The 12,441-nt window shown below is 71.3% G+C and carries 13 protein-coding genes; 9 read left to right on the top strand and 4 right to left on the bottom strand.

Annotation, left to right across the window (positions count from 1 at the left end; genetic code table 11):
- The first annotated feature begins 15 nt into the window (after nt 1-15).
- A complete protein-coding gene (locus tag QK444_RS06255) occupies nt 16-1,326 on the top strand; it encodes an acyltransferase (protein ID WP_282777977.1) in 1,311 nt (436 codons plus the stop codon).
- A gap of 62 nt (nt 1,327-1,388) precedes the next feature.
- Here the strand turns inward: QK444_RS06255 and ligA are convergent, their stop codons facing one another.
- The 3 genes from ligA to QK444_RS06240 all read right to left on the bottom strand — a co-directional run bounded on the left by ligA (nt 1,389) and on the right by QK444_RS06240 (nt 5,399).
- A complete protein-coding gene (gene ligA / locus QK444_RS06250) occupies nt 1,389-3,380 on the bottom strand; it encodes an NAD-dependent DNA ligase LigA (protein ID WP_282777975.1) in 1,992 nt (663 codons plus the stop codon).
- 176 nt (nt 3,381-3,556) lie between these two features.
- Nucleotides 3,557-4,402 (bottom strand): 3-hydroxybutyryl-CoA dehydrogenase, encoded by an 846-nt coding sequence (locus QK444_RS06245; RefSeq protein ID WP_282777972.1) that lies wholly within the window; start codon nt 4,400-4,402, stop codon nt 3,557-3,559.
- A 64-nt stretch (nt 4,403-4,466) separates the two neighbouring features.
- Entirely contained in the window at nt 4,467-5,399 is a 933-nt protein-coding gene (locus QK444_RS06240; protein WP_282777970.1) for an ADP-ribosylglycohydrolase family protein, read from the bottom strand.
- A 200-nt stretch (nt 5,400-5,599) separates the two neighbouring features.
- Between QK444_RS06240 and QK444_RS06235 the strand changes: the two genes are divergently transcribed.
- A complete protein-coding gene (locus tag QK444_RS06235; RefSeq protein ID WP_282777968.1) occupies nt 5,600-6,502 on the top strand; it encodes an alpha/beta fold hydrolase in 903 nt (300 codons plus the stop codon).
- Between the two features lie 138 nt (nt 6,503-6,640).
- On the opposite strand, the gene QK444_RS06230 is transcribed toward QK444_RS06235, so the two are convergent.
- On the bottom strand, nt 6,641-6,856 hold the full coding sequence (locus QK444_RS06230) for a DUF6480 family protein (protein ID WP_282778011.1): 216 nt from the start codon (nt 6,854-6,856) through the stop codon (nt 6,641-6,643).
- Between the two features lie 345 nt (nt 6,857-7,201).
- Here QK444_RS06230 and QK444_RS06225 point away from each other — a divergent pair, with 345 nt between their 5' ends.
- The 7 genes from QK444_RS06225 to QK444_RS06195 form a co-directional block, all read left to right on the top strand.
- The gene (locus QK444_RS06225; RefSeq protein WP_282778009.1) at nt 7,202-7,495 is read left to right on the top strand and encodes an NADH-quinone oxidoreductase subunit A; all 294 of its coding nucleotides are present in this window, start codon (nt 7,202-7,204) and stop codon (nt 7,493-7,495) included.
- A gap of 20 nt (nt 7,496-7,515) precedes the next feature.
- Nucleotides 7,516-8,529 carry a hypothetical protein gene (locus QK444_RS06220; protein ID WP_282777966.1) on the top strand — a complete coding sequence of 338 codons (1,014 nt, stop codon included), beginning with the start codon at nt 7,516-7,518 and terminating at the stop codon, nt 8,527-8,529.
- A 92-nt stretch (nt 8,530-8,621) separates the two neighbouring features.
- Entirely contained in the window at nt 8,622-8,933 is a 312-nt protein-coding gene (locus QK444_RS06215) for a hypothetical protein (protein WP_282777964.1), read from the top strand.
- The gene (locus tag QK444_RS06210) at nt 8,926-9,849 is read left to right on the top strand and encodes a complex I subunit 1 family protein (protein WP_282777962.1); all 924 of its coding nucleotides are present in this window, start codon (nt 8,926-8,928) and stop codon (nt 9,847-9,849) included. The genes QK444_RS06215 and QK444_RS06210 overlap by 8 nt, the downstream gene beginning before the upstream one ends.
- A gap of 18 nt (nt 9,850-9,867) precedes the next feature.
- Nucleotides 9,868-10,431, top strand: coding sequence for an NADH-quinone oxidoreductase subunit J (locus QK444_RS06205; protein ID WP_282777960.1), 564 nt, complete (start codon nt 9,868-9,870; stop codon nt 10,429-10,431).
- Nucleotides 10,428-10,730 (top strand): NADH-quinone oxidoreductase subunit NuoK, encoded by a 303-nt coding sequence (gene nuoK, locus QK444_RS06200; RefSeq protein WP_282777958.1) that lies wholly within the window; start codon nt 10,428-10,430, stop codon nt 10,728-10,730. The genes QK444_RS06205 and nuoK overlap by 4 nt, the downstream gene beginning before the upstream one ends.
- Before the next feature lie 4 nt (nt 10,731-10,734).
- A partial coding sequence (locus tag QK444_RS06195; RefSeq protein WP_282777956.1) for a proton-conducting transporter membrane subunit occupies nt 10,735-12,441 on the top strand: 1,707 nt, incomplete at its 3' end.

The following is a 12,441-nucleotide window of genomic DNA, read 5'->3' as shown; positions in this document are numbered from 1 at the left end:
GGGTAGTCCACAAGCATGGTCGAAGGACGCGGGGTGGTGCGCGGGGCGGCGATGTCACGCGGGCTCGAGCGGGATTGGACCATCGAATTCGCGCGGGCCTTCGCGATCGGCGTCGTGGTGGTCGTGCACTGGATCTCGATCCGGGTCACCATGGTGGACGGGACGGTGCGTGGGGAGTCCGCGCTGTCCGGGCGGCCGGTCTGGGTGCTGAGCTGGTTCATCCAGGTGATGCCGCTGTTCTTTCTCGCGGGCGGGTTCGCCAATGCGCGCATCGTGGATCGCCATCAGAGCTACGGCGCGTATCTCGGGGCGCGGGCGCGGCGGTTGGTGACGCCGTTGCTGGCGCTGTTCGCGATCGTCGTTCCGCTCGGTGCGGCAGTCGGCTCGGTGTCCGAACGGGCCGCCGCCGTACTGGCCGACATCGTGGCCAGTCCCCTGTGGTTTCTCGCGATCTACCTGGTCGCGGTGATGGTGGCGCCGATCGCCGTCTGGGTGCACGACATGGCGGCCTGGGTGCTGCCGGTGACGCTGCTGCTGGGCGCGCTGGCCGTCGACGCGGCACGGTTCGGCGGTGACGGGCGCTGGGCCGACTGGAACCTGCTGCTCGTCTGGCTGTTCTGCCACCAGCTCGGAATCATCTACGCCCGAGGGACATTGCGGCGCATCGCGAGCGGAGGACTCGTTCTCACCGCCGTTGCCGGTGCCGCCGTGCTCGCGGTCATGGTGTTGCTCGGGCCGTACCCGCCGACCACGCTCGGCATGGCGGACGCGCCGGTGTCCAATCTGTCGCCGCCCACCGCGGCGATAGCGGTGCTGGCGGCGGTGCAGCTCGCCGTGCTGGCACTGGTGGACCGGCGCGTGCGCGGGCGGACACCGGCGGGGCCGGTCGGTCGGGGAGTCCGCGCTGTCACGGAAATGCTGATGCCGCTCTACCTGTGGCACATCCCGGTCATCGCGGTGCTGACCGCCCCGGCGCTCGCGCTCCCGGCCCTGTTGCCGAGCGATCCCGGCACCTGGTGGGCGTTGCGTCCGCTGTGGATCATCGCCGGTGCGGCCGTGCTGTTCTGCGTGGCTCGCGCGGCCATGCGCTGGGAGTCGTTCTGCGCACGCTATGCCGCTCGCACCGCGCCCGTACCGGTCGTGGTCGGTGCGGCGACGGCCGCCGCCGGGATCTTCCTGCTGTGGCGGCACGGCGTCGCTCCGCACGGTGTGGCGGCCTGGGCGGTCTGCCTGGTGGTTGTCGCGGCCGCCTTGCTGGGCACCCTCCGGCGGGTGGGGGACGACACGTCACTCACCCGCCCGGAGGCCGGTACGACACGACAGTGACTGTGCGCCGCGCGCCGCCACGGATCGAGTGGAGTACCGGATCTCCGCCCGGTCCAGGGCGATCAGACGATGTTCGCCTCGATCAGCATGGTCCAGATCGTGCCCTGGTCGACGACCTCGACGCCGAGCTTCTCCGCCTTGGTCAGCTTGGCGTCGCCGACGCCCGCTCCGGTGATGAGCAGGTCGGTGTTCGCCGAGACCGAGGAGGCGGCGGTGGCCCCGGCCTTCTCGCACAGGCGCTGGAAGGTCGGGCGGGCGACCTTCTCGCCGGAGCGGGGGTCGCTGATCGCGCCGGTGATGACCACGGTCTTGCCCGCCAGGGGAGCGCCCGCCGCCACGACCGGAGGCAGGTCCTCCTCGCGGACGTCGAGGGAGACGCCCGTCGCGCGCAGCCGTTCCAGTTCCGGGCGCAGCCGGGTGAGGTGGGTGACGAGGGAGGCGGCGACCTTCGCGCCGATGTCCTCCACCGCCACCAGGCGCTCCTCGCCCGCGTCGGCCACCTCCTCCAGGGAGCCGAATCCGGAGCGCGCCAGGCGGGCGGCGGTGCCGTCGGAGGCCATCGGGATCGCCAGTCCGATCAGGGCGCGGCGCAGGCCGACCGCGCGGCTGGCGTCGATCGAATCGATCATGCGCTGCGCGGAGACCTCGCCGATGCGGTCGAATTCGAGCAGGCGCTCCTTGGTGAGCGTGTAGAAGTCCGAGGGGTTGGTCAGCATGCCCGCCTCGGCCAGCCGCTCGATCCACACCGGTCCGATGGCGTCGATGTCGGCGGCCGCCCGCGAGGCCCAGTGGATGAGCCTGCGCACCGTCTGCGCCGAACAGGACACGTTGGTGCAGAACAGTTCTCGGCTGTTGCCCTGTTCGGTCACCGGCTGCTCGCAGGAGGGGCAGGCGGTGGGCGGCACGATCTCGCGTTCGGCGCCCGTGCGTTTCGCGGCGTCGAGCACGCCCGCCACGAACGGGATCACATCGCCCGCGCGACGCACCAGCACCGTGTCACCGATCTTGATATCGCGGGCGCGGATCACCTCCTGATTGGCCAGGGTGGCCTTGGTGACCGTGGTGCCGCCCACGAACACCGGCTCCAGCCAGGCGACCGGGACGATCTTGCCGGTCTTGCCCACATCCCAGACCACGTCGGCCAGTAGCGTCGTCTTCTCCTCGGCGGCGAACTTGAACGCCAGCGCGCCGCGCGGGGAGTTCGAACGGGTTCCGGCCGCGGCGTAGGCGTCGCGGTCGGCCAGCCGCAGCACCGCGCCGTCCAGGTCGTAGTCCAATGCGTTGCGGCCCTGCTCGATGGTGGCGATGGCGGCCTGCGCCTGCTCGGCATCGGTGCAGTGGCTCATCCGCGCGCCCGCGATACCCAGCGCCGTCAGGCCCTCCTCCAGGTCGAGCGCGGCCCCACCCTCGGAGGTGTCCAGGTCGAACCCGAAGAACCGCAGCCGCCGTTCGGCCACGGTGGCCGGATCCTTGGCGCGCAGCGTGCCGGCGGCGGCATTGCGCGGGTTGATCAGCGGTTTGTCCGGATGCGCGGTGTTGTAGGCGGCGAAGGTCGAGCGCAGCATCACCGCCTCGCCGCGCACCTCCACCCGACCCGGCACGTCGATCCGCTCGGGCACGCCGTCGACCAGAGCGCGGACCAGCACGGTCACATCGTCGCCGGTGGTGCCGTCGCCCCGGGTCACGGCTCGGGTCAGCCGTCCGTCCTCGTACACCAGCGACAGCGACAGGCCGTCGAGTTTCGGCATCACCACCACCGGCTGGCCGGGGAAGCGGTTGAAGAACGCCTCCACCTGCTCGGGCGTGGTCGCCTTCTCCAACGACAGCATGGGACGCGCGTGCCGGATCGGGGCGTGCAGCACAGTGGGCGCGCCGACCTGCTCCAGCGGATTCGGATCGGGCGTCAGCTCCGGATGCGCCGCGACCAGATCGCGGAGTTCGTCCTCGATCGCGTCGTACTCGGCGTCCGCGACCAGCGGCGAGCCCTGATAGTAGGCATCACGCAGCACCATGATGCGGTCCGCGAGCTCTTGTATGCGTTCCCCAGTCTCCACAGCTGCTGACGCTACCCATACCGACCGACATCGACGGACCGGACGGCTCAACCGGCTCGACACGCTCGCGCTCGAGGGTGCACAGGCTGAGCACTCGGGGTACCGCCGGGCACGTGCCGAGTCCGTGGGCGGTTGGGCGGGGGCGGCGAACTCGGAGCCGCCGCCCCGGTCGGCCGTCAGTAGGTGTAGAACCCGCGGCCGGTCTTGCGGCCGAGATAACCAGCGTCGACCATGCGGCGCAGCAGCACCGGCGGCGCGTACTGCGGTTCGCCGAATTCCGCGTACAGGGATTCCGCGACGGCGAGGGTGACGTCGAGGCCGACGGTGTCGGTCAGGCGCAGCGGCCCCATGGGGTGGGCGCAGCCGCTGACCATGCCCTCGTCGATATCCTCGGCGCTGGCGAAACCGGTCTCGTACATGCGGATCGCGCTGCACAGGTAGGGGATCAGCAGGGCGTTGACGATGAACCCGGCCTGATCCTTGGATTCGATGGTGCGCTTGCCCAGGACGTCGCGGGCGTAGGCGGTCACCTTGTCGGCGACCTCGCGGTCGGTCTTGAGCGTCACCACGACCTCGACCAGCGGCAGCACCGGGACCGGGTTGAAGAAGTGCACGCCCACCACGCGGCCCGGATTGGCGGTGGCGTTGGCCAGCCGGATCACCGGGATCGAAGAGGTGTTGGTGGCCAGGATGGTCTCGGGGGAGACGATGCCGTCGAGCTTGGTGAAGAAGTCCGTCTTCAGCGACTCGATCTCCGGGGCCGCCTCGATGACCAGCTCGCGGTCGGCGAAATCGTCGATGGCCGTGGTCAGGGTGATGCGGGCGCGGGCCTCGTCGGCCGCGCCCTGCTCGAGGCGGCCCGACTTCACCGCCCGCGCCAGGGACTTCTCGATGCGGGCCACAGCGGCGTCGGCCGCCTCGGTGTCGCGCTCCAGAACCAGGACCGATCCGCCGGCGCGTGCCGCCACCTCCGCGATACCGGCACCCATGGTTCCGCCGCCGATCACTCCGATGCGTTGCACTGTCGCTGTCTCCTTGTACTCGGGATTCTCGCCGACCATCTTGCTCGATCGGGCGCACCCGCCTTCACGTGGGCGCGGGTTGTGAGCGCTCCGCGCCGGTCGCCCAGGTCGGCAGCGGCTCGCGCGCCGACAGCCAGGACGGTGGCACTCCGCGGACGCCGTCCCCGGTTCCGACTCCGGTGTGGGCCGCCACGATGCCGCCGACGATGGCGGCCGTGGTGTCCACATCGCCCCCGGCCTCGACGCACGCGGTGACGGCGGCCGGATAGTCGTCGAGGAAGGTGGCCGCCGCCCACAGCGTGAACGGCACCGTGTCCTGCGCGCTGACCTGAGCGCCGTTGCCGAGCTCATAGGCCGCTTCGGCGACCGATCGGCCGAGCAGACGTCGGGCGCGGCGAAGGCCGTCCGAGGTGCGGCCGTCGATCAGGTACGGCTCCATCGCTTCCAGCAGTTCGCTTGGTGGACAGTGTTTTCCGCGGGTAGCCGCCGCGTGGCTCGCCGCGACGGCGACGAGCATGGCGGCCAGGATCGCTTCCGGGTGCCGGTGGGTAACCTCGGCCGAGCGTGCGCTCTGGGCCGCCGCACGGTCCGGATCCCCGGCGAAACGCGCGCCCAGCGGAGCGACCCTCATCGCCGCTCCGTTCCCCCAGGAGCCGCGTCCGTCGAACAGCGCGCCGGCGGCGTCGGACCAGGGGCGGCCGTCGCGAATCTGGTGCAGCACGACGACGGTGCCGCCGCTGTAGCCGCGGTAGGGCTCGCAGCGGTCGGCGAAGGCCGCCGCCAACGCGTCGCGGTCGATATGGTCCCGGGAGCGGAGCTGCGCGTAGATCGAGCAGGCCATTTCGGTGTCGTCGGTCCACGGCCACGGACCGGCCGGTGGACGACCGGCGAGTAGCTCGGGTACCGAACGCCCCGGAACGAAGAATTGCGCGCCCAGCGCATCACCTACGGATAAGCCGTCGAGACTGTCCCGAGCGGCATCGGTAATCAATGACATACCGCTGCCATGGTGCCAATCACGCAATGCCATCGCAATAGCCGCGGCCATCGCAATACCCGCCGAGGCCGGCCTCCGGTGGAGTCGCGGATGCGTTCCAAGGGCACCCACAAGTGCCTTCTACCGATGTCTCAGGTGCGGGCCTAGTGTCGAATCCGACGAGAAGACAGAGGTTTTCGACACGGATCGGGAGAGCCGACATGACAGTCACGACAGTTCCGTTCACGTTCACCCGCGATGGCGATCGGCTGGTGGGCACGTTGTATCTGCCGGAGGGGGAGCCGACGGCGGTGGTGGCCACCACCGGGCCGTTGACGTCGGTGAAGGAACAGGCGGCGGGGGTGTACGCGGCGGCGCTGGCGCGGCGGGGGTTCGCGGCGCTGGCGTTCGATCACCGCACCTTCGGGGAGAGCGAGGGGACGCCGCGGCAATTGGAGGATCCGCTGGGCAAGGCCGCCGATATCGGAGCGGCGGTATCGGCTCTGGAGCAGGACGAGCGGTGCGCGGGGAAGCCGATTGTCGCGCTGGGTGTGTGCGCCGGGGGCGGGTATATGGCGCGGGCGGTTGCCGACGATCCGCGCATCCGCGCCTTCGCCGGGGTGGCGGGGGTGTACCCGGATACCGCGGCCGCGCCGCCCGATCCCGCTGTGGTCGAGCGCGGACGGCTGGCCCGGGAGCGGCGGCTGGCCACCGGAGAGGTCGAGAGCATTCCGGCGGTCGCGGCCGACAACGGTGACGTCGCGATGCCGCTGCGCGAGGCATTCGAGTACTACGGCACCGAACGCGGAGCCGTGCCCAACTACACGAATGCCTTCGCCGTCGAATCCTTCGAACACTCAGCCGTTTTCGACGCACAGGAAGCCGCCGCCCGGCTGGCCGTACCGTTCCTGCTCGTGCACTCCGAGCACGCGCTGGTCCCGCCGTGGGCGCGCGCCTGCTACGCGGCGGTGACATCACCGAAGTCCGAACTGTGGCTGGACTCGGTCGGCCAGATCGACTTCTACGACGATCCCCGGCTGATCGACGCCGCCGCGAACGCGGCGGGCGCGCTGTTCCGCGACGCGGTAGCCCCGGCCGACGACCAGGTGCGCAGCAACGTCTGACCGGGTCATCCCGATGGGCGGGCCACGGGCCGACGGCGAGCGCGGTCGCCCCACCGCACGACGGTGGCCGGTCCGTCGCGGCGGGCCGTACCGACCCGGTGGGCACCGCGCCGCCCGACGTCGCGGCGGCGGCCGCGCTCAGCTGACGGCGATGGCGATGGCGACCACCACGAATACCGCCACGATCAGGAGGATCGCGGCGATCGCGAGGACTCCGGTGGGTGGGAAATGGTGGCGGGTGCGGGGCTCCGGGGCGGAGAGGCCGGAGGTTTGCGGGGTGTCGGGCGGGGTGGAGCCGGGGGCGACTCCGCCGCCGGGTTCGAGGTCGGGGGTGCGCTCGGGGGCGGGATCCATGGACACGACTGCTGACAACTCCTCGTGGTCGACTGCGGTCCCCGGATGCGGGGCTGTCGGGATACGCATAGCTGTGCGTCGTGTGCCTCGGGTACCCGGCATCGGGGGAGCTAATCCGGATCGGTCGCGGGGGCGGGCGGTGCGCAGGGCGCTGGCGTGATGATGCGGCGTGGCGGTCGCCGTTTGGGCAGGTGCCTGCGGGGTACCGTCACCGGAGATGCCCTCTGGCCGGGGCGCTGGTGGTACGCGGTCGCGGGATCACGCGGCGGCTCGTACACGGACGGGAGGTGATCGCCGGTGGTGCCGCATCTGCTCGTACTGGTGGGGATCGTGCTGGTGTCCACGGTGGTGCTGTACGCGGCAGCCCGCGCCGTACGGCCCGCGCCGCAGGCGGAGCAGATGCCGTTCCTGTCGGGGGCGGCCCCGCGCGAGCACGCGGTGTCGCGGTATCACGTGCGGTGGTATGCGGTCACCATGCTGTTCCTGGCCTTCGATATGGAAATGGCCTACATGTATCCGTGGGCCGTGGTGGTCGCCGACCTCGGATTGAGCGCGGTGATCGAGATGTTCGGATTCCTGGCCGTGCTCATGGTCGCCGTCCTGTACGCCTGGCGTGAGGGGGCGCTGCGTTGGACCTGAGCGGATGGCTACGTGGCCGGATGGCGATCGTGCCGCTGCTGGCGGTCGCGCCGGGCGGGACGGGCGTGCGGATCGCCGTCGAACGTACGGCGCGGGAGAACGGATGGCGCTTCGCCGCCAGCCCCGCCGCCGCCGACCTGCTGATCGTGGCGGGATACGGCGACCGAGAGTTCGAGGACCGCGTCGCGCGGGTCTATGCGGCCATGCCACGACCCAGGATTCGCGTGGACATCACCGATCCCGACCGAGCCGCTGCCGAACTCGTCGCCGCGAGCGAACAGCTCACCTCCGGACCGGGAGATCAGGCGAGCGTCGACCCCGAGGGCGCGATCCCGCCGGAACCCGAACGTGCCCACCGCGCGATCGCTCTCGGCACCGACCCCGCAGCACAGGGTGATCTCGCCCCTCCCACCGACGATCCCACCGGCGGCGACCAGTCCGCTCCCGGCGCGGAGGGCGCGTCGCTTGACGACGACGAACCGGCAGCACCCGGTCGTACTGCCGAGCCGGGCCCGGCGGGTGAGCCACACGAACTCGGTGGCCACGGCGAGCATTTGGGCCACGGTGAGCATGCGGGTGCTGGTGGGCGTGTGGGTGACGACGAGCGCGTGGGTGACGGCGAGCATGCTGGCCATGGCGGGCATGCGGGTCACGGTGGGCACGAGCACGGGGGGATGGAGCTGCCGGGGGGATTGGCGATGGCCGAGCGGGGGGCGGATCGAGACGGGTTGGCGTTGGACGAGGTGACCGTGGTGCTGGGGCCGGTGCTGGCGTCGTGGCCCGCGGGGTTGGTGGTCACCGCGCGTGTGCAGGGCGGGATCGTCTCCAGTGCGACGGTTTCCACGCTGGCGCGGCCGGAGGGAGTCGAGGCGTATTGGCTGGGGCCGTGGATGGGGGCGGCGGTGCGGTGCAGGGCGGCGGTGCGCGGCGGTGGTATGCGGCGCGGCGGGTGGATTCGGCGGCCACCCTGCTGTCCGTCGTGGGGTGGGAGGATGCCGCGGCGGCGGGGCGTCTGCTGCGAGACCGGGTCCTGACCGGCGGTCCAGGGGGTGCTGAGGAAGCGTTGGGGCACAGGTGGATTCGCCGGGTCCGGCGGTCCCGGACGCTGCGGTGGTCATTGCGCGGGGTGGGGACGATCGCGGACGGCCCCGGAATGCCGCCGGGTCTGGCCGGTGACACCGCGGATCGCCTCGACGCCTGGCTCACGGAGATCGGCCAGCTGTTGTCGAATCGCGCGAGCGTCGAGTGGAATGCGGCGATCGCCCGGCGCACAGCGGATTTCCCCGCGACGGAAACCACCCGCACGACCTGGACCCTGGCGGCGCTGCCGGAGCTTCTCGCCGGTGTCACGCTCGCGGAGGCGCGGTTGATCGTGGCCGGTCTCGATCCCGATCCGGACGTACTGTGTCACGCACCGCGGGAGGTCGTCCATGGTTGAGCTCGCACCGTGGTGGCTGACCGTGCTGCTGCCCGCCGGAGTGCTGGCTATGGCCTGGGGCACCGCCACGGTCGACGCCGTACTCCGCGCCCGTGCGGCGGGCGCGCCCGTCGCGGCGGCGGTGGCCGCACCCTGGCGGGCGGTGGTGTTGGGGCTCGTTCAGCAGCGTCGTCGGATCGTGGGTGCGGATGTACTCCTGTGGCGTGCCGCCGGACTCGTCCTGCTGACGGCCGGGATACTGGCCGCCGCGCTGGTGCCGGTCGGCGGGGCCGTCGTGTTGGACGGCGGGGTGAGTCTGGTCTGGTTCAATGCGCTCGAGGTGGTGGCCTGGGTGGCGGTGTGGTCGGCGGGGTGGGGGTCGAACTCGGTGTTCGCGCTGGTGGGCGGATATCGGTTCGTGGCGCAGGGGGTGGCCTACGAGCTGCCGCACATGTTCGCGCTGACCTGCGCCGCTGTCGGGGCGGGCTCGTTGCGGATCGCGGATATCGTCGCGGCACAACAGGACCGGTGGTTCGTATTGATCATGCCGGTGGCCTTCGCGGTCTATCTGCTGTCGGTACCCGCCATGGCGTTCACCCGGCCGTTCGATGCCCCGGCGGGCACCGATCTCGCCGGGGGCGTATTCGCCGAGGTGTCGGGGCCGGACCGGCTGCTGTTGCGGGTGGCACGTCGGGTGCTGTTCGTGGCCGCGGCGGCCATGGCGGTGCCGCTGTTCCTCGGCGGTGGTGCGGGGCCGTGGCTGCCGGGCTGGCTGTGGACGCTGGTGAAAACCATTGCGGTGCTGGCGGTGCTGGTCTGGCTGGCTCGACGCTGGCCCACGATTCGCATGTCGCGCTATATGGAGGTGGCGTGGCTGGTGTTGTTGCCGCTCACCCTGGTGCAGGCCCTAGTGGTCTCGCTGCTGGTGCTGCGCTGAGCGACGGGAGGTCGGAAGATGCTGTCCCACATCCTGTTCTGGGTGTGCGCGGTGGGAGCCGTGGCCGCCGGGGTGGCGGTGTTCCGGGTGGATTCGATGGCGCGGGCCACCTTCGCGCTGCTGCTGTCGTTCCTGTTCGCGGCGGGCACCGTATTCCTGGTCGAACTGGCCTACCTCGGAGTCCTGGTGGTGCTCATGATGATCATGGAAATGGTGATCATGGTGCTGTTCATGGTCATGTACATGATGAATCCGGCCGGACTCATGCCGATGAGCATGGTGCACAACAAAATCGGTGCGCTCGCCAGCTCCGCCACGGTGTTCGTCGCATTGAGCGCCGTGGCACTGCTCGTCGACTGGCCGCGCCGTGAGCACGCACCGCCCGCCGACCCCACCCGTGCGCTGGGCGAGGCGCTGATGGGCTCGAAGATGCTGGTGATGATCATCGTCGGGCTGGTGCTCTTCACCACCATGGTCGCCACGGTGGTACTGGCCACACACCGGGGGCGCTACGACCGTTACGGGGATCGGCTCGACCGCCGGATTCCCGACGATCCGGTCGAGGGCGGGGTGCGGCCGTGAACCTGCCCGAATTCCTGGTGTTGGCCGCCGCGCTGTTCAGCGTCGGGCTCTACGGCGTGCTGTCCCAGCAGTCCATCGTGATGATCATGATGGGGCTCGAACTCATGATCAACGCGGTGCTCGTCGCCGCCGCCGCGTTCTGGTACTTCGCCTGGCCGACCGCCGACGCGCAGGTGCTGGTGGTGGTCGCGGTGACGGCCATGGCGGTGGAGATGGCGGCCGGATTCGCCGTGGCCACCGTCGTTTTCCGGGCGCGCGATATCGACACGGTGGACGATGCGACGGATCTGAGGGGGTGAGGCCGTGCTGTGGTCGCTGATCGCGCTGCCCGCCCTGACCGGGGCCGCGCTGCTGCTGTGCGGCCGCCGCGCCGACCGCCTCGCGCCCGTCGCGGCACCGGTGGTCGCCGCCTCGACCACGGTGCTGGCCGCGCTGAACGCCGTCGGGCGCGGCGAGGTGTCGGTGCCGCTGCTCTCCGGCATCCCGCTGTCGCTCGGCGTGGACGGTCTGTCCGCCGTCATGGTCGTGACGGTGGCCGCCATCGTCACCGCCGTTCTGGTCTTCGCCGCCGGTGACCTCGGGCGCGGGGAGCCGCTGGCGCGCTTCCACGGACTCATGCTGGTGTTCGCCGCCGCCATGCTGCTCACGGTGACCGCGCGGAACCTGGTGACGCTGTTGCTGGCGTGGGAGATCATGGGCGCGGCCTCCTACGCGCTCATCGGATTTCACTGGTCCGATCCGCGCCGGGCCGCCTCCGGTCTGGTCGCCTTCCTCACCACGCGCGCCGGGGATCTGGGGCTCTATCTCGCCGCGGGCGCGGTGCTGGCCGGGGGAGCGGCCACGCTGGCCCTCGATGCTCTGGCGGAGACCGGCGGCGGCTGGCGGGATGCGGCGGCCGCCGGAATCCTGTTGGCGGCGTTCGGGAAATCGGCGCAGCTGCTGTTCAGCTTCTGGCTGTCGCGGGCCATGGCCGGTCCCAGTCCGGTGTCGGCGCTGCTGCATTCGGCCACCATGGTGGCTGCGGGCGCGTATCTGCTGCTGCGCCTGGAACCGCTGCTCGCCGCCACCTCGTGGGCGGGGTCGGTCGCGGCCTGGGGCGGTCTGGCCACCGCCGTCGCGCTGGGTGCGGTGGCGGTGTGCCAGAGCGATCTCAAACAGCTGCTGGCGGCATCGACCTGCGCTCAGGTGGGGCTGATGGTGGCCGCCGCGGGCATGGGCGGTGTGGTGGCGGGCACCGGTCATCTGGTGGCGCACGCGGCCACCAAGAGTCTGCTCTTCCTCGGCGCGGGCGCCTGGCTGACCGCCCTCGGCACCCGCAACCTGACCGGGCTGCGCGGGGCCGCCCGCGCGTATCCCGTTGTCGGCGTGACGTTCACGATCGGGGCACTGGCGCTGGCCGGGGTGCCGCCGCTGGCATTGTGGCCGACCAAGGAAGACGTGCTGGTGGCGGCACACGAGACTTCGACGCCGCTGTTCGTCGCCGCATATGCCGCCGCCGTACTCGGTGCGCTGTACGCCGGGCGCGCGCTGACGCTGGTGTGGTCGCGACCCGTGGCCGATACCGAGAAGCACTGGGATGGCGCGGAAACCGGTACGCGGCGGGTGAACGCCGCGCAAGCGCTGCCGCTGCCGGTACTGGCCACCGCCACCGTGGTGGGCGGCGCGGCGGCCCTGCCGGTGGTCCGAACGGAGTTCGCCGCCCTGCTGGATATACCGGCACCGGCGATTACCGGGCCGGAACTGTTCCTCTCGGGGGCCGTGGCCTTGGCGGGGGTCGCCGGGATGGCCGCCGTGATCCGCTGGCGCGGTGACATTCCCGCGCCCGCCCCGCTCGCCGGGTGGCTGGGACTGGAATCGGCGGCGCGTCGATTCGTGGCCGCACCGGTCCTGGCGGCGGCGCACGCACTGGCCCGGTTCGACGACCGGGTGCTCGCCGCCGGGACCGGCTCGGCCGCCCGGGGCGTCGCCGAACTCGCCAGGAGGCTGGGTGGTTTCGACGACCGGGCACTC

The organism is Nocardia sp. CC201C, assembly GCF_030010695.1.
In the GTDB taxonomy this organism is placed as follows: Bacteria; Actinomycetota; Actinomycetes; order Mycobacteriales; family Mycobacteriaceae; genus Nocardia; species Nocardia otitidiscaviarum.
This window is presented reverse-complemented; position numbering and strand designations above follow the sequence as displayed.